Source organism: Marinobacter shunpengi (assembly GCF_045449695.1).
Classification (GTDB): domain Bacteria; phylum Pseudomonadota; class Gammaproteobacteria; order Pseudomonadales; family Oleiphilaceae; genus Marinobacter.
Genome location: NZ_JBJJKZ010000013.1, coordinates 532,676 through 555,168 on the forward strand (window position 1 = coordinate 532,676; position 22,493 = coordinate 555,168).

Here is a 22,493-nt window from a genome sequence, read left to right on the forward strand (position 1 = left end):
GGCCAAACGACACTCTGCAAGCAGAGTGTTACCCCCAAACGTTCCCGGAGTCCTTCCGGCTGGTGCCGCCGTTCCCTGGCGGCGCTGGTGTTATGGGCCGGTCAGCCTGTGATGCCAACCGGCAAAGTGGCTTTTAGATACCCCGGTTGATAACGGCCTGTGTGACCACGTCATCAATGGAGCAGATCGGGCTTTCGTTGCCGACCCAGGTATCGCCGCCAAAGTACTGCTGGAAGATCTTCTCGGCAGTACGGGTGGCCAGCGCCTGGGTGCTCAGGGTCGGGTTGGGCCCGCCCAGGGAGTTCGGCAGCGCCGAGTTGTCGGCAATGAACAACCCTTCCACGGCCCGTGCTTCACAGTTCTCGTCCAGCACGGAGTTGCGGTGGTTATCGCCCATGCGCATGGAGGATTGCAGGTGCAGCAGCACCGGCGTCCAGTCGGTACGTACGATCTTCGTCGCGCCAGCGGCACGAAGGATTTCCGCGCACTTGTTGGCCAGGAAGTCACGGTTGCGTTTGGTACGGCGTGAGCGGCGTCGCTTGTCGATGCTGACCCGGGCCACCGGACCATGGTCGTCCTCGAACACGCGGGACACGTCTACCTTGTTCTGGTGCTCTACGTCGTCATCGGTCAGCACCAGGATGCTCATCTGGCGATTGATGTCGGACATCATCTCCTTGAGTTCGGTGCCGAAGACGCGCCCCGGCTGGCCGTCCCAGGCGCCCTGGCCACCGGCGCCGTTGGTATAGGCACCACGGATGCCACTGTCGCTGGCCGCCAGGTTGTTGGCAGCGACGCCAGGCGTATTCGCCGTATTCTGGATCGCGCCGTAACCCGGGAAGTCGGCACGGGAGGAACAGGAGGTACCCCTGGCCCCACCCACATCGTGATCGAAGATGCCGGTCACCCAGTCCAGGGCGTGATCGGTCAGACCACGGCCAACCCAGCCGTTGGGATCGGGAAGATCGCTGTTCATCCACAGGCGCGGGTTCTCGATACAGCCGCCGGCCATGACCACGACCTTGGCGTCTTCGCTATGAACCTCGCCGGTGTTGACGTCACGCCACTCGACCCCGGTGGCCTTCTGCATGCGACGACCCCAGCGACGATCAGACAGGATGCGGGTTACGTAGGCATCACTGATCAGGGTGATGGCCTTGCCGCCGGGCTTCCACAGGTCAGCCGTCAGCGCCATGGGCGTGTAGCTGTTGTCCGTGGAGCGACGGGCCTTCAGGTTTCGGGGTGCGCCCTTGGGCAGCATGCAACCCTGGAAACAGTGACCGCACAGGGTACAGCCGGTGGCGTTGGGATAGTTCAGCTGTGACGCATCGCTGGTCTTGCCCGCGGTACCGCCGGGTTGCAGGATGGCATTCTCCTGGGGGCGGAAACCGGCGTGGGTAATGTCCTTGCCGGTAATGGGCTGCAGGCCCGAGGCTGCGGCAGCGTCGAAGAACGCCTTTTCCTTGGTGCCCATGGCTGCTGTCTGAACCGGCAGGGTCGCCTCGGTCCATTCATAGTAGCGACGCATCTCGTCGTAGCTGAACGGGAAGCGGTGCCGGTGGTCGTACAGGCGACTGTCACGCCCCCGGTAGCCGGCAAAGACACCAGGCATGGCCCGGGGGCTGTTGCCGTAGTAGTGGAGTGTGGTACCGCCGACCCCGGCTACCTGTGAAAAAGTACCGGGTGTTGCGTTTTCACGGAACCAGGCCGGCTTGGCCGGGTCCGACGGACCAAAGCGCAGCTTGCCGGTCAGGGAACTGTTCATGTGGTTCTCAAGGGCGGACCATTCCTGCTCCGGGTTGGCATGGCGTGCGCCTGCCTCGAGAACCAGTACATCCAGGCCACGTTCGGCCAGCTCTTTGGCTACGACAGGACCACCGCCGCCAGCGCCAACAACAATGACATCACGCATCAAACACTCCTCCGACCCTGGAAATAACCGATAAAGTCGTCACTACCGATACCGCTGGGCGGCGCATCGGGCGCATACTGGCTCAGAACCCAACCCAGCGGGCGCTGGGCCACTTCACGGGTGGCGGGGTTGAACACGGCGAACTCGCAGTAGCTGCCAAAACCGGAGATGCGCATCATGAACGCAATCATCAGGTTGAGTACGCCCGGGGCGGCTTCCCGGTAATCCCGGTTGGGGATGGCCCAGGTAATGGCCCGCTTGAGCCAGGAGTGTTCGTTCTCCAGTTCCTCGAATACCTTGGCTTTCTGCTCCCAGGTCAGGTTGGCAAAGGGTGACGGGAAGGGGCCGTCAATGGAGCCGGAGACGCGGGTGGCGGCCAGGTTGAGTAGTAGTGCCACCAGTACCGAATTGGAGACTTCACCTTCCAGCAACTCGGTGAAGGTGCTGTCCAGGTTCTCCAGGATGTATTCGCCGTTCTCGCCCACGTCTTCAGCGGCCATTTCGGGAATGTCCATGGGGGACAGTTTCAGATAGGTGGCAATGGAAGCCAGCATCTGGTCCATGAATTCCGGGGGCATGGGGACCAGCAGATCGGTACCGCCGGACAGGTACAGGTCGGCCCGGGTGGTGATGCCGCCGGGGTAGGGTGTGCTGACACCCTGGTATTCGGAATAGGGATCGTTGCCGGGAACACCGAAAGCGATCATGGCAAAGAATGTGTCATCCCTGAGTGCAGTGAGTGCCGTGCGCAACTGGTCGACGGTCCAGTCGACAGGCTCGACGTTCTCATCCGGGTTCCACCATCCCCAGCCGCCCCTGCCCCAGTGGGCAAAGGCCATTCCGGGATTGACCGCCGCTGCTGCGCCGAGCAGGCCAGAGCCGATCAGCAACTGACGCCTCCCCGAGCTGATGGGGACATTGGTCGGTTTGTCTTCAGACACAGGCACCTCCCTCTCATCACTTCTCGGGCCCACTGGAGGTGGCTGTGCCGGCCACCGGGCCCTGTTTTTATTGGAGAAACTCCCGTTCCTCCCATATTGGATTGCCGGTTTTTAACCGGAACCTGTATAGCAAGGCTAATGGTTAATTAAGACAAAACCAGTAAATGTCTCGAAAAATATGACATGTGTTACATGAAACCTTTCGTAATGAGACCTGGTTTGCGTTTTATGTTGAAAAATGGAGGGTTATGCCATGGTGTGGCTCACAACATGATGCGGGCCTGTCGTTTCGGTCCTGGGCTTTACAGGATCTTTACCCGGTTCCAAACATGGCTTTACATATCACGCGGTAGGGTGGAACCACAGCCTCAACGGCGTGTGCGGTGTATCCGCGCAAGGTTTCGCAAGGGAGAACCCTATGAAAAAACTGCTGATTGCCCTACTGGGTATGGCCATGCTGGCTTCCGCCCCGTCTGCCATGGCGGACCGGGATCGCGATTGGGACCGGGACCGTGATCGGGGATCGGGCTGGAACAGGGAGCATGACAGACACGAAGGACATCTGAGGATGAGGGTCAGGGACCGCCACAAGCACCACCACCATCGCGGCCATGGTCGTTACCGCGACCATCACCCGGGTCGCCACGGGCACCACTGGCGTGGTCACGACAGACGAGATCACCGCTATCATGGCGGCCATAGAGACAGAAGTAGGCACGACCACCGGGACCGCCGGCACTACCACCAGGATCGCAGCATCGTTATCGGTATCGGCGATGACCGGCAGGGTGTCCTGATCTGGAACCGATAGACAACAAGGGGTTTCCGGCGGACAGGGAGGTCGGACGCCTGGCTCTTACCCTGTCATTGCCGGCGTCATAGGAACCGGCTTTCCAGCCTATTGAGCACGCCAATTTAAAAAATGGGCAAACCGGGTCTATTTTTAAATGGAGAGATCTTACGGTTTTCTGCCCAAGCGTCTTGGTAGGGGGAGTTTACATGGAGCTGTCAAAACAGTCTGGAAAGGCATCACTCTCGGGGCGATCGTCCCTCCAGGATTATCTTCGTGAACTGCTGGAGAAAGCCGACATTACCCTGGGGGGCGACCGCCCCTGGGATATGCAGCTCAATACGCCCGTGGTAGCGGAGCGGATCTTTACCGGCGGCAGTCTGGGGCTGGGCGAGAGCTATATGGATGGCGACTGGGAAGTTCAGTCACTGGATGAATTCATTCACCGGGTACTGCGCGCCCGGCTGGCCCGGCAGGTGCGCCCGACCCGGGTGCTGCTGCACTACCTGAAAGCCCGCCTGCTCAACCGGCAGACCGTGTCCCGGGCCCGGGAGGTAGGCGAAAGACACTATGATCTGGGCAATGAATTCTATGGCGCCATGCTGGATGCCCGCATGACCTATACCTGCGGTTACTGGAAGAATGCCAGCAACCTGGACGAGGCCCAGGAAGCCAAGCTCGACCTGATCTGTCGCAAGCTGCAGCTGGAGCCCGGCATGCGGGTGCTGGATATTGGTTGTGGCTGGGGCAGTTTCATGGCCTACGCCGCCGAGCATTACGGGGTGGAATGCGTGGGGATTACTATTTCCCGGCAGCAGGCGGAGTATGCCCGTCGCAAATACCCGGACCTGCCGCTGGAATTCCGGCTGCAGGATTACCGGGAGGTGGACGAAACCTTCGACCGTATTGTCAGCATAGGTATGTTCGAGCATGTGGGTGACAAAAACTACCGCACCTATATGGAAGTGGCTCAGCGCTGCCTGAGGGATGGGGGGCTGTTCCTGTTGCATACCATCGGCTCGAACCATCGCTCCCATGGCAGTGACCCCTGGATTGACAAGTACATCTTTCCCAACGGTGAACTACCCTCCGTGGGCCAGATTGGTGATGCGGTGGACGACCTGTTCGTAGTGGAGGATTTGCACAACTTCGGTCCGGATTACGACAGGACCCTGATGGCCTGGTACCGTAACTTTGAGGAGGCTTGGCCCCGCTTCGCCGAGGAGCTCGGGGAACGCTTCTTCCGTATGTGGCGGTTCTATCTGTTGTCCTGCGCGGGAGCCTTCCGTGCCCGGGACCTCCAGCTCTGGCAGTGGGTGTTGTCCAAAGGGGGCACTCAGGATGTCTATCCCCGTGTAACCTGACGTTTTCCGGGGGTCAGGCATACAGCCCAGCCCGGGTCAGCAGGGCATCCTCGTCGATTGGATCCACCTGGCTACTGTCCAGGTGGTGTCTGGCGTAGTCCTGCCAGACACCGGAGCGTACGAAGAAGCCAAAGGTATCGCCATCCAGGTGACCACCGGCCACCATATCCGCCATGATGGCCAGGGTCATGCTCAGTGGCTTGCCATCCTTGTAGGGGCGGTCGGCAGCGGTCAGGGCCTCGAACACGTCGGCAATGGCCATGATTTTTTCCGGAACGCTCATGTCCTCGCCGTGCAGCCGGAACGGATACCCTTCCCCATCCATCCGCTCATGGTGGGTGCCGGCGAGCCGGGGCACCTGCTTGAGCCCTGCCGGCAGGGGCAGGCCCGACAATAGCCGGACGGTCTGCACGATATGGTTGTTGATATGGAACCGCTCCTCATCGGTCAGTGTGCCCCTGGCCACCGACAGGTTGTGGAGCTCCCCCAGGTTGAAGGAATGGGTCGGCAGGGTCATGTCGAAGCCCCAGCGGTTGTCCGGATCATCCCGCTGCACCGGTGGTTTGCGCTCTCCCCAGGGAATCCGGTGTTCCGGGCGGTCCGCCAGCAGTGGCTCGGTCACCGGCAGGGAGGGCTCCGGTACCGCCCGGAGGCGCAACGCCTCGTCGTGGGACAGCCCCAGGCGGTCACTGAAGTGCCTTTGCCAGGTTTCCCGGCTGATCCTGTCCAGTTCCGCCAGTGTTTCCGGGGCCAGGAACTCACCGCCCTGGTTACAGCGCGCGACCAGCGCGAAATCCTGCTGCAACTGCTGTTGGCGCCGGTCCCGTTGTTGGCGGGCCTGTGTCTTGTCGTCGCCCCGTAGCAAGGCCTCCAGGTAATCCAGCTCGGCGTCCCGGTGCAGCACCTCGAAGCGTGTACGGATCTCGTGGATGCGGTTGTAGAGGGTTTCCAGCTTGGTGGCCTTGTCCACCACATACTCCGGTGTGGTGATCTTGCCGCAGTCATGGAGCCAGGCGGCGATGTGGAACTCCTGTAATTCCGGTTCACTCAGGGTAAAGCGCCTGAACGGCCCCTCGCGACTGGCCATGGCCTTATCCAGGATCATCCGGGCCAGTATCGGGACCCGTTCGCAGTGACCGCTGGTGTAGGGAGACTTGGCGTCAATGGCATCCGCCACCAGCCGGATAATGCCGTCGAGCAGGGCCTGCTGGCTTTCGATCAGTTGCCGGGTCTCGATGGCAACGGCGGCGGCACCGGATATCCGCGTGATGAAATCCACCAGCTCATCGGCGGGGCGGTCGGCACCGTCCTCCAGCTCGATCACCAGCACACCGGTGAGGTGCTGGTTCCGGTCCCGGAGAACGGAGACCACGGTATTGCCGGGCAGGGTGGTACGCAGGGTGGCAATGATTTCCGCATCGCTCTGGCGATTCCGGATGTTGGCGAAGAAGGCCGGCAGGCCCGGAGAATTGGCCGAACGAGCCAGTGTCAGCTGGTTGTCGTCGGGCTCGAACAGGTAGATGCCCCCCGAGCGCTCGCCCAGAATCCGGAGCAACTGGTCCAGCACGCCGGACAGCATCCGGTCGAGTTGACGCTCCCGGTTCAGGGTCAGGGACAGGGTCTCGAAGCCGCGAATGGCGTTGCTCATGCCGGAGAGGGTGCGCCCCAACTGGGCGGCCTCTCGCACCCGGCTGTCAGAGGGCGGCTGGCGTTGGAAGTCGAAACGGGCAAGGGACCGGATATGGTCCGTAAGCCGGTGGAAAGGGGTGGCAATGCGGTGCCCCAGCAGCCACCCGACAACCACGAACAGGGCCAGTATGCCGATGGAAACCAGTGTCTGGTTAACCAGGGTGGTGCGGGCGTCCGCCAGCAGTTCGTCCTCTGGTATGGCGACCACCAGGTTGAGCGCTTCCGTGGGTAGTCCCGTTAACGGAAGGTTCACCCCGAACCATCGGTCGCCGTCGTACTCCAGTGATTTCACCTCTCCCCCCTGGGGCAACCCGGCGGCAGTGGCCAGGGCATCCTCAGCGGGCCGGTTACCAGGCCGCCCCGGCATCAGTGTGCGCAGTTGCAGGGTGGCTCCATCCCCGGTCAGGCGCATTCTGTCCCGGTCCGGGTGGGCCAGTAGTTGCTGCTGTTTATTCACGATGGCCAGTTCCGTGCCCGGCGTCAGGCGCAGGCCATGCAGTTGTCCCCCCAGGTCGGTCAGTGTGGCATCCAGCCCCAGGATGGTGCCGGTGCCCGGACTGCGGCGTGCCATGGTGACGCCGATCTCACGGGTGGTGAAGAACACGTAGGGGGCGGTAACCACGGTGTCCGTGGTATCACGGGCCCGCGAGAACCAGGGGCGGTTACGGGGATCAAAGCGATAGTCCGGCATCGCGCGTTCGGACAGAAGCGCTAGGTTATCGTCGTAGAACCGCCATCGGCCGGTGACTGAGTCGCCATCTTCCCCACGTTCCACGGATTGCAGCAGATAGCGGCTTCCCGGCGGACCGGCCAGTGGATCCTGCTCCGGTGCCCCGGCCAGGTCCCGGAGCAGCAGGAAATCCCCGTCGGCATAGCCCAGGTAAACCGCACTGACCAGTTCGCTGTCCTGGAGCCAGTCCAGTAACACGGGGAGGTGACGCAGGCGCTCATCGAGTGAATCTGCCCCGGTGACCGGGTGGTATCGCAGCCACTGCAGGTCGGTCTCCGGCTTGCCCAGTATGGCTTTCACGCGGGCGTTCAGAGTGGTGCTGAGCTGATGTGTGTAGTCCGTTGCCGCAGTGACCAGGGCCCCGGACATGCTCCGGTACCCTGTTGCAATGAGGATGCTGGCCAGTAACACCAGAGACAGGGAAATAACGGCGGCGGTCAGGAAACCCAGGGAGAACTGTTTACGAGGGTGCCCCATACGGCAACGGTCCTTTCGTTGGGAATGGTCTGGTCGGTGAGTGATGGGTGGATCCCGTCTTCAGGATAGTCCGGATATCAGGGATTTGCGTTGCGCTATGGAACTGTTCCCCGCCCTGTGCGAGGCTGTTGCCTCTGCGCTGTGTGCCCCGGCAGGCGTGTCTGGCGCGTACGGTTGCTTCCCAGTGTCCTGTTATATGAGAGTGAAAGATCATGGTTGCCAGTCAGGTGGAGTCCCGGGAATTCCTGTTTCAGCTTTTCGATATCCTCGATACCGGCACGCTGGTCTCCCGCGACCGCTACCAGGGGCACTCGGATATGTCCCTCAGAACCGTGGTGGAAACCTTCAGCCGGCTGTCCGCAGGGCGCAGCGGCGCCGGCGATGACCATGCACAAGCCCTCGCGGAAGGGGCCGTGGGAGTCGTGCCGGAAGTGATCCTGACGCTTGGCAATGGTCTCTACGAGGCCGCCGGTCAGCCATCACGACTGTTCCGCACCCGCTCCGAGGAACTGGTGGCCAGCCCCATGGCCGCCTCCCTGGCGGCCTGGCAGGGTTACCGTGAAGCCCTGGAGCCACTGTCCGCCGATGCCCTGGATAGCGCCGACGCGGCAGACCTGAGGGGGCGTCTGCTGGCCGCGAAGAGCCGCTGTGAGGCGGCCCTGTCCATGTGCCTGTATGGCGCATCGCTGGTGGAGGATACCCAGAGCCATCCGGATCCGGAGCGCCATGAGGCATGCGAGCGCCTGCTGGCCTTCCTCCAGCCACTGATTGCCTGGTGGCCCCATTATGCCGCGTGGCAAACGTCGGTGAGTCTGGGGAACAGCGCCGCCCCGGCGCCGGATCCCGCTGAGGTCAGTGATTACGCCAGGGATTTCCTGGGGCAGCGCGTATGGCAACACCAGAGTCACGGACTGCAGCTTTTCCTGCAGGCATTACAGAAGGATCTGGAGGCAGCCACCACCCAGGATACCCAGCAATGGGCACTGTCCCTGAGTGAAACCCTGCAACGGGCGGTGAAAGTGACCCAGGGCCTGGGGCAGGGGTTGCAGGCCGGCTCCCGGGACCGGGTACTGGCCAATGCCGCCCGTTACCTCCATCTGTTCGGCGAAATACTCGCCGGCTGGATGTGGTTGCGCCAGGCCAACGCGGCGGCCAGGGGGCTGGCCAGTGCGGAAGCCGGCGATGAGGGGTTCTACCGGGGCAAGTTGCAGGCGGCCCGGTACTTCTTCCACTGGACCCTGCCGGAAGTCGCCCAGGACCTGGTCCTGCTACAGAACCAGGACACTACTGGCCTGGATATGCGGGCCGGCTGGTTCTGATTCCGAGGGATCAGGCAAAGATACCGATCAGGATAATCCCCAGCACGATGCGGTAGGCCACGAAAGGCATCATCCCGATGCGTTTGATAAAGGCCAGGAAATAGTGGATGCACAGGTAGGCGGAAACCCCGGACAGCAGGACGCCCATCGCCATGAACCCCCATTGGATTGGTTCCGGGGTCTCGATCAGGTCCTTGATCAGCAGGCCGCAGGCCAGCACGATGACCGGGATGGACAGCAGGAACGAAAAGCGGGACGCCGCCTCCCGGTTCATGCCCATGAACAGGGCGGCCGTGATGGTGATACCTGAGCGGGAGGTGCCCGGAAACAGGGCCACTGCCTGGGCGCAGCCGATCACCAGTACATCTTTCCAGGTCATCTGGTGTTCGGTGCGGCTGCCCCGGTGACGCAAGTCCGCCCAGGCCAGCACCACACCGAACACGATCAGGCCGGCAGCCAGGTATAGCGGCGACCGGAGCACGGTCTCTATGGTGTCCTTGAAGGCCAGTCCGGCCAGCCCCACCGGGATGGTTCCCAGCAGTACCGCCCAGGCCAGCCTGGCGTCGGCATCGGGGCGGCGGGTTCGCAGGGAGCGGCCCCAACTGATGGTCATGGCTGTCAGGTCCCGGCGGAAATACAGCACCACCGCCAGCAGGCTGCCCAGGTGTAGCGCCACATCAAAAGCCAGCCCCTGGTCCTGCCAGTTGGTGAGCACCGGTACCAGGATCAAGTGGGCGGAGGACGATACCGGCAGGAACTCGGTAATTCCCTGTACCAGGGCAAGGATCACAACCTGAAGCCAGTCCATGGGGCATCCTGTCTCGGGTAAAGTGGAAGGTTTGGTAACCTGTTGAAACGGGGCTATTCTAAACAAAACGCCGGGCAGGGAACAGGCAGGTCAGGGAAATGGCCTGACAGGCCCGGGCCAAACAACGGTTTCTGGAAAATGCCGGCAATGTGATCCAGACTTTTGCTGGTGCCCGATACTAATCAATCAGCGGACCATCCAGTGCCCCATCAGGGTTCCGCTTATCACAGGCAAGGATATGGCTAACGCAAGGCCCTTACTGGAAACGTCCCTCAGGTCAAAACTGACCCATTACATTCTTCGGCAGCAGATTGTTGAACTGGTCTACCGTGACGCCTCTGGCCAGGTGCAGGTCGTACATTCACGTATACGGGACCTTTTTACGCGCCCCGGGGGCGATTTTGTCGCCCTGGACAAGGGTGTACTGCTGGCGGTGGATCACATCCTGATTATCGACGGTTACAATCTGAACGGTTATTGAAATGCGGTAACCTCATGGCAATGCAAACATTACATGACGTGCCCTAGTATCGGGGGTGACTACACGGCGGCGTGAACCTGGTCTCGGTTCACACGAGGTTGGCCGTGTTCTCACTAACCAAAAGGGATGACCGATGAAAAAACTGACGCTGAGTTTCTTCACACTGATGTTGGTTCTGGGCCTCGCTGCCTGCAGCGACGACACTGAAGAAGGCGCAGATATGGAGCAGGCTGCAGAGAATGTTGAGGAAATGGCGGAAGATGCAGCCGACGCCACCGAGGAAACCTTTGAGGATGCAACCGGCACCCAGGAAGATCCAATGGAGCAGGCCGCGGAATCCACCTCCGAAGCGACCGAAGAGATGGGCGATGAGATGGAAGAGGCCGGTGAGGAAATGGAAGAGACCGCGGACGACATGACCCAGTAACCCGGTCCTGGTTTTCTGAGTACAAAGGCAGGCGTCAGCGCCTGCCTTTTTTATGGTCTGTCATCCGACTTCCCACTCCCTGCCCTCATCTCACTAAAGTCGGAGTTTCTCCGGCAGACGGATCACGTATGCTTGGTTTGACTACAATATGAACAAAACAAGCATAACGAGAGGTCTCAATGGGGACATCAAGCCGGTTTGCCGTATTGGCCGGGCTGATTGCAGTCCTGATTGTTGGTTGTGTTGCCGGCCTGGCCGACATGGCCAGTGGGTCGCACCCCCTGCTGGTGGCAGTGTCCACCACGGTGGCGGCCATGGTGGTCGCGGTGCTCTGGTGGCGGCTGTCAATGGCGCCTCTGGTCTCCACCGCAGACAGGCTTGCCCGTGGCGAGATGAACCAGCGTCACCCCTGGTATTCCCGACTGGAACCCCTGCTGGAACAGGCCGCCGCCGGACGGGCGTTGGTGGAAACCCTGTCTTCGTCCGCGGACCAGAATGCGGTCTCCGCGGCTGAAGTGTCCTGGGCCGCGGACCAGCTTAAGCAGCGCCTGGATCAGCAGGTGAGTGAAATCGGGCAGATGGCGGATTATGCCAGGCAGGTGACGGAAACCGTCCAGCACAGCGCCCGGCAGGCCGGTGAGGCGTCCGAGCGGGCGCGGGGCGCCAGCCACCTGAGTGGTGAGGGGCGTCAGGCCCTGGGCGCGGCCATCGGCGATATCCGGGAGGTGCACCAGCAGTCGGAACAGAACCTGTCGCTGATCCGCGACCTGAATGACAAGTCGGACCGGATCCAGGGTGTGACCTCGGTAATCGAGGGCATTGCCGAACAGACCAACCTGTTGGCGTTGAACGCGGCGATCGAGGCGGCCCGGGCTGGCGAACAGGGGCGCGGGTTTGCGGTGGTGGCGGACGAAGTTCGCAGCCTGGCCTCCCGGACTACCGACGCTACCTCCGAAGTGGCGGGGGTACTGGCAGGGATACGCCAGGCCACCGCCAGCATCCTGGAGGGAGTGGAGAGCCTGTCCCGTTCCGTGGAACGGGGGCTGGAGTCCGTGGAATCCGTGTCCGGCAACCTGGAACATATTGGCAACGAAGCTGACCAGTTGGCTGGCGAGGTGTCCGCCATCGCCGACAGCGACCTGGAAAACGAACGCAACCTGGCGCAGGTCCTTCAGGGGGTGGAAACCCTTCGTGACCAGATGGCGGACAGTGACCGGGGCGTCGGGGAACTGGCGACCCAGGCGGCACGCCTGATGGATATCGCGGAGCAGGCCAATGCGGCGTTCGCCGCCAGTAGCCGCGAGAGTTACCACCGGTTCTTCTATGAACAGGCCGCCCGGGCCGCCGATACCATTGGCAAACGCTTCGAACAGGCCCTGTCACGCGGGGAGCTTACCGAGTCACAATTATTCGACCAGCAGCGGACGCCGATACCGGACACCTCGCCCACCAAGTACCACAGCGGCTTTGATGAATTCACCGACCGGGTGCTGCCGGATATCCAGGAACCGGTGGTCCAGTCCCACGATGCCCTGGTATTCGCCATTGCCACGGCGCCGGATGGTTACGTGCCGACCCATAACCGGGCCTTTTCCCATGAGCCCACCGGTAACCCCGAGCAGGACCTGGTGCGCAGTCGCAGCAAGCGGTTGTTCAACGACCGTACCGGGGCCCGTTGCGGCAGCCACACGGACACCATGTTGCTGCAGACCTACCGCCGGGACACCGGCGAGATCATGCACGACCTGTCGGTGCCTATTTTTGTGAAGGGGCGCCACTGGGGCGGGCTGCGGCTGGGCTACCGACCGGCCGTCGGCACGGGTTAGCCGGCAGCGGCCCGCCGGATGGTCGAAGGCCTGCTGTACGTCCTATACTGGGTGCCGATACCCGATTCGTCCGGTTACCGGGCTGACCGAACGCAACACCAGACACAGGAATCGCCCCTTGACTGATCCGGAACTGATTCCCACAGGCCGCACCAGCCACCGGTACACGGAAGACCCGCTATGGAAGGTGGTGGTGGCGGTCTATCTGTTGCAGGCTCTGGCCATTCCCACCAGCGGCCTGATGGCCGTCGCCGGTGTGATCATCAATTACCTCAAGCAGGACGAGGCCCGCAACAGCCCGCTTGAGCCCCATTTCCGCTGGCAGATCCGCACCTTCTGGATTGGCTTGCTCTGGGGCGTCATTGGCACGGTGACCACCTTCCTGCTGATCGGCTGGTTCATCCTGCTGGGGCTGGCCATCTGGTACATCTACCGGGTGGTACGGGGCGCCCTGGCCCTTAACGATGGCCGCGTGCCCTAGTGCACGGTTTGGTTAATTCACTGACTTACTGACGCCCTGAGAATCTGGAAAGCAAGGCGCGGTGGTGGTCAGACCTCTTTCAGCCGCAGGGCGCTGACGGTGCCCGCCAGGCCCATGAAACCGAGGAACAGGATAACGGCGGTATCGGAAATCAGGGACACCAGGGCGGTCAGCCCCCCGGTGACCAGCAGGAGCAGTCCGATCACCGAGTTGCTGACTGAGGTGTAGTCCGTGCGCTTGTTGCCGCCGGCCATATCCACCAGGTAGGTCTTGCGCCCCAGGCGAACCCCGGCGTGAGCGATGCTGAGGATGAAGAACGCCAGTGGGTAGAACCAGCGGCCACCAACCTGTTCCCCGAGGAACAGACCGGCGGCCCCCACCACCAGGCAGGTGCCGCTGGCGATGATGGCGCCGCGGATCATCACCCGCCGACTGCTGACGTCCGCCATCCAGCCCCAGACGCTGGCGCTGATGGAACTGGCCAGGCTGCTGGCCAGCAGGAACACGCCCAGCAGCCAGGCGGAGTCTTCCTGTTTCTGGGCCAGCAGCACGAAGTAGGGAGAGGCCAGGGCAGAGCACAGCAGCAGAGCGCGGGTGATCACGAAATGACGGAACGGTGGATCCGTTCGCAGCAGTCCCAGGTTGTTGAAGGCGTCCCTGAGCGCATTGCCGCCGCCGCTGGTTTCCCCGTCATACTCGTCAACACTGGCGAACAGCATTCCGGCCACCACCCAGAAACCGGCGGCCAGTAACAGCAGCAGGGTGTAGAACAACATCGAGGGCTCGCCCCGGTCCCAGAAGAGCAGCACGGTCAGGATGGCCGTGGCGCTGCCGCCCAGGGTCGTGGCCAGGCCTGACAGGCGGCCACGGCGGCCCTTGGGGATGCACTTGCCCTGTACGTCCTTCATGGACACGGAGCAGAACCCCCTGGCCAGGGAAAAGACCACCAGCGCGGCCACCACCCCGCCACCGGCGGCATAGCCATCCAGGAACCACACGCTGGCGGCCATGCCGGTCACACTGACCGCTTGGCCCAGTGCACCCAGGGTCCAGAACCACTTGCGCACCGGCTTTCGCCGCACCCAGGCACCGATCACCATCTGCGGCAGCATGGAGCCGGATTCCCGGATCGGCACCAGCCAGGCCACCAGGGCGGGCGCCCCTACCGCATTCAGCAGCCAGGCCAGTACCGTCTTGGGACTGATCAGCAGGTCGCCAAGTTTGGTGAGCACGTTACTGGCCAGGATCAGGAAGAAATTGCGGGGCACCTCCTGGCAGGCTTCATCCGGCAGATCGGTGCAGACCCGGGCATCTTCCTCATTGGCAATCAGGCTGTAGAGGTGTTCGGCTGTGTCGTTCAGGCTCCGGCTTTCAGGCAAGGGGCGGTACTCCGGTTGGCTGGGGAGGAAGGTTGACGGTAGCAGGTAGACGGGGTCCGGGATTGGGGTCAGTCTGCTCCCGTATCCAGGGACAGGGACTGCACCCGTTGCAGGATGCGTTCCCCACGTTCCCCGGCCCGCTCGAGGAAGTTGTCCCGGGCCGGCAGGCTAGCCTCCCGGAACCGCTCCCGCTGTTCGTCCGTCAGGCGTTCCATGGTAATACGCCCCGATTCCCGGATCTGTTGCAGGCGTCGACGGTTGTAGTTCCGCTGTACCTCGTTGATAAACTCCGGCATGCCCGCCCGGGCGGCGTTCAGCCATTGGCGCTGGTTGTCGTCGAGGTTCCGGTACCAGTCCCGGTTGCTGACCACACTGGCCACGAAGCGTGTGGCCTGCGGCATCGTCATGACGGACTGGACTTCATGGAAGTTCATCTCGGCAATAGCGAAGGCCGGGTTGCTCTGACCATCCACCTGACCCAGTTGCAGGGCGTCGTATACCTTCGAGTAGGGCATGGGGACCGGTTCGGCGCCCCAGGCCCGGAATACCTCCGCCTGCAGGGGGGCCGTCATGGTACGCATACGCAAGCCGGCGAAATCTTCCGGGGAATGGATGGGTCTGTCCGCGGTCCAGATCATCCAGCCTTCGGGCACCAGGTCCAGCAACTGCAGGCCGGCGTCCTGCCAGCCCGATTGCAACAGCGCCAGCAGTTCGCTGTCCGCCAGTATCCGGCGATTGGCCTCGTCGGACTCGGGAAACAGGAACGGCAGCAGGAAAATGCCGGCTTCCGGAATGTCATCGGCAACATGCCCTGGGGAGGCGAACGCCAAGTGTACCCGGCCGTCCTCCACCAGTCGGGTGAGCTGAGGTGAGGTGCCGATGGAGCCGTAGGGGTAGATTTCCACCTGCACCTGGCCCTCGGAAAGCTCGCTGATGCGGCGGCGGAATTCCTGGGCCCAGGCATCCTGAACGCTGCCACCGATTTCCTCCAGGGCAAACCGCCAGATCTCCGGCTCCGGTTCGTTCGGGAACAGCCCGGTTACCGTATCGTCATTGTCGCTGCAGGCGGAAAGAAAAAGGCAACTGACCATGGCCAGTACCAGGGCGCCGTTTTGCCTGGCTTTCATGGGTGGTGATATCTCCTTGCACAAATAGCGGCGGATCGTATCCCAAAAGCCCTATCCTAGACGAGTTGGCCCGAATGCGGTACCGGCCCCGGCCCCGGGGAGACCACCGGATAAAAAAAAAGCCCCGTCATGAGACGGGGCAAGCTGAGGCAGGAGCTATCGTGACAACGTTTACATCAGGGCATCGACCCGGTTCCGGACGCTGGGCTCGCTGTTGTAAGCCGTGGCAATGGCGTTGTAGGTGGGGATGTCCAGTCCGGCGTCCTCAATGACAGTCACCATCTCGTCGTTGGCTTCCATCTGGAGTTCACGGGCTTCGTCCTGGGAACCGGCTTCCTCGATCTTGGCCATGTACTCGTCGCGGATATCGTTGATGCCGTCCTGGGCCTCGACAAACTTGCGCAGTTCCTCGTCGTTGTAGTCGGTCTTTGCCTCACCGGCGGCGGATGGATTGCTGTAGCTGCCCTGGTCGGTCTGCGTGGGCTCCTGGGCCTGGGACTGCGCGAACACAGCCGGTGCACCGGCGACCAGTGTGATGGCAACGGCGGCGGAAGTCAGAAGGTGTTTCATGGTTGAAGTCCTCGTGCTTGTTTACGGTTCACTGGCCAGTGAGTCAATTGTCGTGCCAATGCTAAGATTTTAATAAAGTTCAATTTAATCAATCGGTTATGATAGCTTCTCGGTGACGAAACGGTAATCTGGATTGAGGCAATATGCCACATGTGACATCCTGCTGTGACATTTATGTCGGTCAACACCCATAGGCCTTTCATCCACCTGTGACTCACTCTGTTCAGGATATCAACCATGAGCCGACTTCTCGGTAGTGCCGGCCAGGTCTTCCATTCCGTAAGGCTGACCCTGTTCCTAAGTATCGTGGTACCGCTGATGCTGGTGGTGGGTGCCGGTATTGTGCTGGCGGTCAATGCGATTGAGGACAACCTCGATCAGCGGCTCCGGGAAGACCTGGAACTGGTGGCCCGTGCCGCCAGTGGCCCATTAGCCCGGGCCGTGGAGGATGGCAACGAAATCGTGCTGGATCAGGCCCTCAAGTCGATTTTCCGTATCGGTCGTGTCTATGGCGCGTCGATTTTCGATGCCGATGGAACCCAGGTCGCCAGCCTGGGGGTGGCGGACACCAGCGTGCGCACCAGTCGCAGTGCCAACGAGGTGATCCAGAGCGGGGAACGGGGCGGAACCTTCCGCCGGGTGGATGGCGTGCCGGTGTTCTCCCAGTTCACCCCCCTGGTGTCCGGGGATGGCCGTATCATCGGATTGCTGCAGGTGACCCGCAAGCGCAGCGATTTCCATCGCCAGGTGGCATCGGCCCGGACCTGGGCGGTGGCCCTGTGGTGCCTGGTCCTGGTGGTGGTCAGCCTGGTGGTGGTGCTGGGGCATTACGGGGCGGTGGGCCGATACGTCAACCGGCTGCTGGAGGCCATGGGCGGGATGGCCCCGGGGCACTGGCAGATCCGGTCCGACGCCTCCGGCCCCCGGGAGATACGGCAGTTACATGAAGGCCTGTGTCACCTGGGGGACCGCATGGCCCAGGCGGAGGAGGAAATCCGCCAGCGGGTCCAGCGGGAACAGGAACTGGGGGAACAGCTTGAGTACCAGGAAAAGGTGGCCATGATTGGCCGCGTGGCGGGCGGGGTGGCCCACGAACTGGGGGCACCCCTGAACGTTATCCAGGGCAGGGCATCGATCCTGGCCCGGGGGGAGCTGGGGCCGGAGGAACTCCGGCAACTGGACGATATCCGTCACCAGGTGCAGCGTATGACACGGATTATTGAGCAGTTGCTGGACTGTTTCCGGCATGTGCCGGATGCCCGCCGCCCGGTGGACCTGGCCCCCCTCCTGCGGGAACTGGTGGCCCAGGTGGGTGAGGAATCCTCGGCCAGCGGCAAATCGATAACACTGTCCATGCCGGATGAGCCGGTCTTTGTCGAGGCCGAGCCGACGCGACTGGAGCTGGCCTGTGTCAACGTTATTCGCAATGCCTGTGAGGCCGGCCACGATCAGGTGACGGTAACCGTCGAACCGTCCGGGGACTACTGGCAGGTTCGGGTGGACGACGACGGGCCGGGCATCCCGGAAGCGCAGCGGGAGCGGATCTTCGAGCCCTTTTTCAGTACACGACCCGCCGGCGAGGGGACGGGCCTTGGCCTGGCCATGGTCAAGAGTGTGATCAAGGAGCATCGGGGCCGCCTGACGGTGACGGACAGTCCCCTGGGTGGCTGTCGCATGGGCCTGTTCTGGCCCGTTGCTTCGCCACCGGCTGAAGGACAGGAGCAAACGGTATGACAACCCGGGAAACACTGCTGTTGATCGAGGACGACGCCAGCCTGAGAACCCTGTTACAGGAGGAACTGGCCCTGGACGGCTATCGGGTGCTGGTCGCTTCCACCTCGGCGGAGGGCATGGCCATGGTCCTGGAGCGGTCGCCGGATCTGGTGATATCCGACCTTCGACTGCCGGACGGGGATGGGCTGGATGTGTTGCGAAAACTCCAGGCGGAAGGCCGCATGGTGCCTTTTGTCATCATCACCGCCTTTGGCACCGTGGATCAGGCGGTGGATGCCCTCCAGGCCGGAGCGGACGACTTCCTCACCAAACCCCTGTCCACCGAACACCTGCGCCTGAAAGTGAAGCGGCTGCTGGCCCATGCCGCCCTGAGCCACGAGCTGGCCCGCTATCGGTCCACCTCGGGCCAGCCCGCCAACCTGGGGCTGGTGGGAGAGAGTGCGGCCATGGACCGGCTGCGACAGGAAATACGCCAGGTGGCCCGCAGCCAGGCGGCGGTGCTCGTCAACGGTGAAAGCGGCACCGGCAAGGAACTGGTGGCCAGGGCCATACACCAGGAAAGCGGGCGCCGGGACCAGCCATTCATTCCGGTGAACTGCGCCGGTATTCCCCATGAGCTGATGGAAAGCGAGTTCTTTGGTCATGAGGCCGGCGCCTTCACTGGCGCCCGCCAGTCCCGCAAGGGGCTGTTCGCCGAGGCCAGTGGCGGCACCCTGTTGTTGGACGAGGTGGGGGAGATGCCCCTGGCGCTCCAGGCCAAACTGTTGCGGGTGCTGCAGGAAGGCCGGGTCAAGCCGGTGGGCGCCGAGCGGGAAGAAGCGGTGGATGTGCGGGTGATTGCCGCAACCCATGTGGACCTGCTGGACGCCGTGGCACGGGGGGAATTCCGCGAAGACCTCTACTATCGCCTGGAAACCCTGGCGCTGTCGGTGCCGCCCCTGCGGCAAAGGGGGGATGACGTGGAGCTGCTGGCCATGCACTTCCTGCGGCAGTCAGCGGATCGCCACGGCAGGGGTTTCCTGCGGCTGGGGGAGGCGACCCTGCAGACTCTGGGGGACTATCCGTTTCCCGGCAACGTCCGTGAGCTGTCCAGTGCCATGGAGCGGGCGGTGACCTTCTGCGAGGGGGATGTGGTCCAGCCGGAACATTTGCCGGCCCGCATCCGCAAACGCCAGGCGGGGGGCATGACCTCGCCCGTGGAGAGTGAAGCGGATGATGGCAGTATCGCCCACTGGCCGACACTGGATGCCCTTCAGCAGGACTATGTCGGCAAGGTGATGAAGGCCGTCGGCGGAAACAAGCGCCGTGCTGCCCAGATCCTGGGGATCAACCGGCGCACGCTCTACCGGTGGCTCGACAGTACGGGAGGAAACGAATGAAGAACCAGCGCCTTGCCATGTTGTCCGGGCTGGGTGCCGTCCTGCTCTGGTCCACCGTGGCCACCGCGTTCAAGCTGACCCTGCAACACTACACCCCCCTGCAGATGATGCTGATGGCCAGCCTCACCTCGGTTGTGGTCATGGCCGTGCTGCTGGCATTCCAGGGTCGACTGGGTGGGGTGCTGCAGCTTTCCCGCTGGCAGTACCTGCAATCCCTGGGGCTGGGCCTGATCAACCCGTGCCTGTACTACCTGCTGCTGTTCGGGGCATTCGACCGCCTGCCGGCCCAGGAGGCCCAGCCCATCAACTACACCTGGGCCCTGGTCCTTGCCTACCTGTCGGTGCCCTTCCTGGGGCATCGGCTGCGGGGCATGGATATCCTGGCGGGGCTGGTCTGTTATGGCGGGGTGGTGGTGATCGCTACCCGTGGCAACTTTGCCGATCTGTCATTCTCGGATCCGCTCGGGGTCACGCTGGCCATCGCCAGTACCCTGGTCTGGGCCAGCTACTGGATACTGGCCACCCGTGACCGCAGGGAGCCGGTGACCGGATTGTTGCTCAACTTTCTGTTCGCGCTGCCGTTCATCGCCCTGCTGACCTGGTGGCAGGACGGCCTGCCGTCCCTGACCAGTGGTGGCTTTGCCGGCAGTCTCTATGTGGGCGTGTTCGAGATGGGGCTGGCCTTCGTGCTCTGGTCACGGGCCATGAAGCTGGCCACCAATACCTCGCGGGTCAGCAACCTGATCTTCATTTCGCCCTTCCTGTCCCTGGTCTTCATCTACCTGATCCTCGGGGAGGTGATACTGGCTTCCACCTGGGTCGGGCTGGTGCTGATCGTGGCCGGGCTGTGGCTGCAACAGGTGGGCGCCCGACCGTCCGCCGGGGAAACCGACGGCCATGGCTGACTGGCACCTGTACATCCTCCGGACGGCCAGTGGCAGTCTCTATACCGGCGTGACCACGGATGTGCAGCGGCGCCTGTCCGAACATCAGTCAGGTGGTCCCCGATGTGCCCGAAGCCTGCGGGGCAGGGGGCCCCTGGAGCTGGTGTTCAGTCATCCGGTGGGGGACCGGTCCAGGGCCCTGAGCCTGGAGTGGCACATCAAGCGATGGCCCCGACGGCACAAGGATGCGCTGATCCGTGGCGATCGTGTCATTCCACCGCTTTGCCAGGTAAAGAAGCCGTAAATTCCGCTCCGGGGGCGGATGGCGAAAATGACTGTGTTATTCTCGCGGTGTTCCCGATGGAACGCGATCCAATAAACAGACGTGTAGGTATACGTGTACTGGAAAAAAGACAAGATCGGTATTCCCCAGTGGGAGAGCGACGCGGTCCGGGGTGACCTCAGGCCGTTTTCCCCGCAAGAGGGGCAGGACCTGAGCCCGGACATGCAGGCCTACTGTCGCTACTATGGCCTGGATCTCTGGGTGGAGTACCCGGAGGTGCGCTATTCACCGGGCCTGGTGGAAGCCGGGGGGCACCAGGTGGCGGTGCACTTCTATCGGCTGCCCGAGCAACGGCACACCAAGGGCACCGTTTTCATCCTGCACGGCTATTTCGACCACGTCGGACTCTACAGCCAGTTGATTGAACGCTGCCTGTCTGCCGGTTATCACGTGCTGGCGTGGGATCAGCCCGGCCATGGCCTGTCCAGTGGTGCACCGGCTGCCATCGGCAGTTTCATGGAATATCAGGCCGTACTGAGCGACCTGATGGCCAGGGTCCGTCGTCATGCCCCCGGGCCCTGGCACGCCGTGGGGCAGAGCACCGGCAGCGGCATACTGATCGATTACCTGCTGTCCAACCACCATAGCGTGAACACCTCCGCCTTCCGCTCCGTAGTGCTTCTGGCGCCACTGGTGCGCCCGGTGGGCTGGTTGGGTGCCCGGGCGCTGCACAGTGTGGCGAAGCCCTTTCTGAAACGCTGGAAACGGGCCTTTACCGCCAACAGTACCAACACCCGCTTTCTGGAGTTCCTGCGGGAACATGACCCGTTGCAGGCCAGGGCCGTGCATGTGGACTGGGTATCGGCATTGCGTCAGTGGGTGCCGCACATTGAAGCCGCCCGCCCGGTGGATTTCCCGGTGACGGTGATCCAGGGGGAAAAGGACCAGACGGTGGACTGGCGGCACAACCTTCGCATTATCAGGAACAAGTTTTCTTCGGTGGACGAGATCAGGCTGCCCACCGGGCGGCATCATCTGGTCAACGAAGCACAGGATCTGCAGGCAATCGTGTTCAATGGCATCATCGATACCTTTGATCGCGCCGTCACTGAAGACGGGGTTGCCCGGCATCGACAAAAACGGTTACCAACACAGGAGATCTGACCGTGAAAAAAACTCTGATGGCAATCACCGTGGCCTCAGTCGGCCTGTCAGGCTGTATGACCTATGACCCCTACACCGGCGAGGAGAAAACCTCCAACGCTACCAAGGGCAGCATCATCGGGGCGATCGGCGGTGCCGCAATCGGTGCCGCCACCTCCAGTGACAGTGACCGTGGCAAGGGCGCCCTGATCGGGGCCGCCGGTGGTGCTGCCGTTGGTGGTGGTATCGGTTATTACATGGACAAGCAGGAGGCGGAACTGCGCCGCAAGCTGGAAGGCACCGGCGTGCGGGTGGTACGTAACGGCGACCAGATCGAACTGATCATGCCCGGCAATATCACCTTCGATACTGACCAGGCCTCCATCAAGTCGTCCTTCACCGGCGTGCTGGAGTCCGTGGGGCTGGTGCTGCAGGAGTTCGACAAGACCGTTATCCAGATCGACGGCCATACCGACAGCACCGGTTCCGACAGCTACAACCAGATGCTCTCGGAACGCCGTGCCAGCTCGGTACGGGATTTCCTGCTCAACCAGGGCATTGCGCCAGCGCGCACCCGCGCCACCGGTTATGGCGAGCGCTACCCGGTGGCCACCAACGACACCCCCGCCGGCCGCGAGCAGAACCGCCGCGTGGAGCTGACACTGGTGCCCACCCAGCAGTAACGGGACGGATATCCAGCCACAAAAAAGGGGTGCCGGCCGGCACCCCTTTTTTCGTTACGTCATGAC

General features: G+C 62.5%; 20 protein-coding genes. 13 read left to right on the forward strand and 7 right to left on the reverse strand.

The features are described from left to right. Nucleotides 1-133: 133 nt before the first annotated feature. Nucleotides 134-1,912 (reverse strand): GMC family oxidoreductase N-terminal domain-containing protein, encoded by a 1,779-nt coding sequence (locus ACJO2E_RS11735; protein ID WP_406964057.1) that lies wholly within the window; start codon nt 1,910-1,912, stop codon nt 134-136. After that, nucleotides 1,912-2,853 carry a hypothetical protein gene (locus ACJO2E_RS11740; RefSeq protein ID WP_406964058.1) on the reverse strand — a complete coding sequence of 314 codons (942 nt, stop codon included), beginning with the start codon at nt 2,851-2,853 and terminating at the stop codon, nt 1,912-1,914. Before ACJO2E_RS11740 ends, ACJO2E_RS11735 begins: the two co-directional genes overlap by 1 nt. Before the next feature lie 418 nt (nt 2,854-3,271). On the opposite strand from ACJO2E_RS11740, the gene ACJO2E_RS11745 reads away from it, so the two are divergent. Beyond that, nucleotides 3,272-3,664: a hypothetical protein gene (locus tag ACJO2E_RS11745; protein WP_406964059.1), complete on the forward strand. Its 393-nt coding sequence runs from the start codon at nt 3,272-3,274 to the stop codon at nt 3,662-3,664. Between the two features lie 188 nt (nt 3,665-3,852). Further along, nucleotides 3,853-5,007 (forward strand): cyclopropane fatty acyl phospholipid synthase, encoded by a 1,155-nt coding sequence (gene cfa, locus ACJO2E_RS11750; RefSeq protein ID WP_406964060.1) that lies wholly within the window; start codon nt 3,853-3,855, stop codon nt 5,005-5,007. A gap of 13 nt (nt 5,008-5,020) precedes the next feature. Here the strand turns inward: cfa and ACJO2E_RS11755 are convergent, their stop codons facing one another. Further along, nucleotides 5,021-7,903 carry an HD domain-containing phosphohydrolase gene (locus ACJO2E_RS11755; protein ID WP_406964061.1) on the reverse strand — a complete coding sequence of 961 codons (2,883 nt, stop codon included), beginning with the start codon at nt 7,901-7,903 and terminating at the stop codon, nt 5,021-5,023. Nucleotides 7,904-8,115: 212 nt separating this feature from the next. Between ACJO2E_RS11755 and ACJO2E_RS11760 the strand changes: the two genes are divergently transcribed. Then, nucleotides 8,116-9,222 (forward strand): acyl-CoA dehydrogenase C-terminal domain-containing protein, encoded by a 1,107-nt coding sequence (locus ACJO2E_RS11760; protein WP_406964062.1) that lies wholly within the window; start codon nt 8,116-8,118, stop codon nt 9,220-9,222. A 10-nt stretch (nt 9,223-9,232) separates the two neighbouring features. Here the strand turns inward: ACJO2E_RS11760 and ACJO2E_RS11765 are convergent, their stop codons facing one another. Then, nucleotides 9,233-10,030, reverse strand: a complete 798-nt coding sequence (locus tag ACJO2E_RS11765; protein WP_406964063.1) for an undecaprenyl-diphosphate phosphatase — start codon at nt 10,028-10,030, stop codon at nt 9,233-9,235. 238 nt (nt 10,031-10,268) lie between these two features. Here ACJO2E_RS11765 and ACJO2E_RS11770 point away from each other — a divergent pair, with 238 nt between their 5' ends. From ACJO2E_RS11770 to ACJO2E_RS11785, 4 genes are all read left to right on the forward strand, one after another. Next, nucleotides 10,269-10,511, forward strand: coding sequence for a hypothetical protein (locus ACJO2E_RS11770; protein WP_406964064.1), 243 nt, complete (start codon nt 10,269-10,271; stop codon nt 10,509-10,511). Between the two features lie 133 nt (nt 10,512-10,644). Continuing rightward, nucleotides 10,645-10,938 carry a hypothetical protein gene (locus tag ACJO2E_RS11775; protein ID WP_406964065.1) on the forward strand — a complete coding sequence of 98 codons (294 nt, stop codon included), beginning with the start codon at nt 10,645-10,647 and terminating at the stop codon, nt 10,936-10,938. A 179-nt stretch (nt 10,939-11,117) separates the two neighbouring features. Next, nucleotides 11,118-12,764 (forward strand): methyl-accepting chemotaxis protein, encoded by a 1,647-nt coding sequence (locus ACJO2E_RS11780; RefSeq protein WP_406964066.1) that lies wholly within the window; start codon nt 11,118-11,120, stop codon nt 12,762-12,764. A gap of 118 nt (nt 12,765-12,882) precedes the next feature. Continuing rightward, nucleotides 12,883-13,245, forward strand: coding sequence for a DUF4870 family protein (locus ACJO2E_RS11785; RefSeq protein WP_406964067.1), 363 nt, complete (start codon nt 12,883-12,885; stop codon nt 13,243-13,245). Nucleotides 13,246-13,313: 68 nt separating this feature from the next. On the opposite strand, the gene ACJO2E_RS11790 is transcribed toward ACJO2E_RS11785, so the two are convergent. The 3 genes from ACJO2E_RS11790 to ACJO2E_RS11800 all read right to left on the reverse strand — a co-directional run bounded on the left by ACJO2E_RS11790 (nt 13,314) and on the right by ACJO2E_RS11800 (nt 16,321). Further along, nucleotides 13,314-14,624 (reverse strand): MFS transporter, encoded by a 1,311-nt coding sequence (locus ACJO2E_RS11790; protein WP_406964068.1) that lies wholly within the window; start codon nt 14,622-14,624, stop codon nt 13,314-13,316. A 68-nt stretch (nt 14,625-14,692) separates the two neighbouring features. Then, nucleotides 14,693-15,751 carry a TRAP transporter substrate-binding protein DctP gene (gene dctP / locus ACJO2E_RS11795; protein ID WP_406964069.1) on the reverse strand — a complete coding sequence of 353 codons (1,059 nt, stop codon included), beginning with the start codon at nt 15,749-15,751 and terminating at the stop codon, nt 14,693-14,695. Nucleotides 15,752-15,922: 171 nt separating this feature from the next. Continuing rightward, complete coding sequence (locus tag ACJO2E_RS11800; RefSeq protein ID WP_406964070.1) at nt 15,923-16,321, reverse strand: DUF4168 domain-containing protein; 399 nt, start codon at nt 16,319-16,321, stop codon at nt 15,923-15,925. Nucleotides 16,322-16,558: 237 nt separating this feature from the next. Here ACJO2E_RS11800 and ACJO2E_RS11805 point away from each other — a divergent pair, with 237 nt between their 5' ends. From ACJO2E_RS11805 to ACJO2E_RS11830, 6 genes are all read left to right on the forward strand, one after another. Beyond that, nucleotides 16,559-18,055: a sensor histidine kinase gene (locus tag ACJO2E_RS11805; protein ID WP_406964071.1), complete on the forward strand. Its 1,497-nt coding sequence runs from the start codon at nt 16,559-16,561 to the stop codon at nt 18,053-18,055. Next, nucleotides 18,052-19,434 (forward strand): sigma-54-dependent transcriptional regulator, encoded by a 1,383-nt coding sequence (locus tag ACJO2E_RS11810; RefSeq protein ID WP_406964072.1) that lies wholly within the window; start codon nt 18,052-18,054, stop codon nt 19,432-19,434. Before ACJO2E_RS11805 ends, ACJO2E_RS11810 begins: the two co-directional genes overlap by 4 nt. After that, complete coding sequence (locus tag ACJO2E_RS11815) at nt 19,431-20,339, forward strand: DMT family transporter (protein ID WP_406964073.1); 909 nt, start codon at nt 19,431-19,433, stop codon at nt 20,337-20,339. The genes ACJO2E_RS11810 and ACJO2E_RS11815 overlap by 4 nt, the downstream gene beginning before the upstream one ends. Further along, nucleotides 20,332-20,622: a GIY-YIG nuclease family protein gene (locus ACJO2E_RS11820; RefSeq protein ID WP_406964074.1), complete on the forward strand. Its 291-nt coding sequence runs from the start codon at nt 20,332-20,334 to the stop codon at nt 20,620-20,622. The genes ACJO2E_RS11815 and ACJO2E_RS11820 overlap by 8 nt, the downstream gene beginning before the upstream one ends. A gap of 93 nt (nt 20,623-20,715) precedes the next feature. Continuing rightward, nucleotides 20,716-21,765: an alpha/beta hydrolase gene (locus ACJO2E_RS11825; RefSeq protein WP_406964075.1), complete on the forward strand. Its 1,050-nt coding sequence runs from the start codon at nt 20,716-20,718 to the stop codon at nt 21,763-21,765. A 2-nt stretch (nt 21,766-21,767) separates the two neighbouring features. Then, a complete protein-coding gene (locus ACJO2E_RS11830) occupies nt 21,768-22,427 on the forward strand; it encodes a YiaD family glycine zipper/OmpA-like lipoprotein (protein ID WP_406964076.1) in 660 nt (219 codons plus the stop codon). Nucleotides 22,428-22,493: the final 66 nt, after the last annotated feature.

Excerpts from the sequence above, each read along its gene's own strand:
- ACJO2E_RS11735 (WP_406964057.1), bottom strand. The coding sequence starts at position 1,912 with ATGCGTGATGTCATTGTTGTTGGCGCTGGCGGCGGTGGTCCTGTCGTA.
- ACJO2E_RS11745 (WP_406964059.1), top strand. The coding sequence starts at position 3,272 with ATGAAAAAACTGCTGATTGCCCTACTGGGTATGGCCATGCTGGCTTCC.
- cfa (WP_406964060.1), top strand. The coding sequence starts at position 3,853 with ATGGAGCTGTCAAAACAGTCTGGAAAGGCATCACTCTCGGGGCGATCG.
- ACJO2E_RS11755 (WP_406964061.1), bottom strand. The coding sequence starts at position 7,903 with ATGGGGCACCCTCGTAAACAGTTCTCCCTGGGTTTCCTGACCGCCGCC.
- ACJO2E_RS11760 (WP_406964062.1), top strand. The coding sequence starts at position 8,116 with ATGGTTGCCAGTCAGGTGGAGTCCCGGGAATTCCTGTTTCAGCTTTTC.
- ACJO2E_RS11765 (WP_406964063.1), bottom strand. The coding sequence starts at position 10,030 with ATGGACTGGCTTCAGGTTGTGATCCTTGCCCTGGTACAGGGAATTACC.
- ACJO2E_RS11770 (WP_406964064.1), top strand. The coding sequence starts at position 10,269 with ATGGCTAACGCAAGGCCCTTACTGGAAACGTCCCTCAGGTCAAAACTG.
- ACJO2E_RS11775 (WP_406964065.1), top strand. The coding sequence starts at position 10,645 with ATGAAAAAACTGACGCTGAGTTTCTTCACACTGATGTTGGTTCTGGGC.
- ACJO2E_RS11780 (WP_406964066.1), top strand. The coding sequence starts at position 11,118 with ATGGGGACATCAAGCCGGTTTGCCGTATTGGCCGGGCTGATTGCAGTC.
- dctP (WP_406964069.1), bottom strand. The coding sequence starts at position 15,751 with ATGAAAGCCAGGCAAAACGGCGCCCTGGTACTGGCCATGGTCAGTTGC.
- ACJO2E_RS11800 (WP_406964070.1), bottom strand. The coding sequence starts at position 16,321 with ATGAAACACCTTCTGACTTCCGCCGCCGTTGCCATCACACTGGTCGCC.
- ACJO2E_RS11805 (WP_406964071.1), top strand. The coding sequence starts at position 16,559 with ATGAGCCGACTTCTCGGTAGTGCCGGCCAGGTCTTCCATTCCGTAAGG.
- ACJO2E_RS11810 (WP_406964072.1), top strand. The coding sequence starts at position 18,052 with ATGACAACCCGGGAAACACTGCTGTTGATCGAGGACGACGCCAGCCTG.
- ACJO2E_RS11815 (WP_406964073.1), top strand. The coding sequence starts at position 19,431 with ATGAAGAACCAGCGCCTTGCCATGTTGTCCGGGCTGGGTGCCGTCCTG.
- ACJO2E_RS11820 (WP_406964074.1), top strand. The coding sequence starts at position 20,332 with ATGGCTGACTGGCACCTGTACATCCTCCGGACGGCCAGTGGCAGTCTC.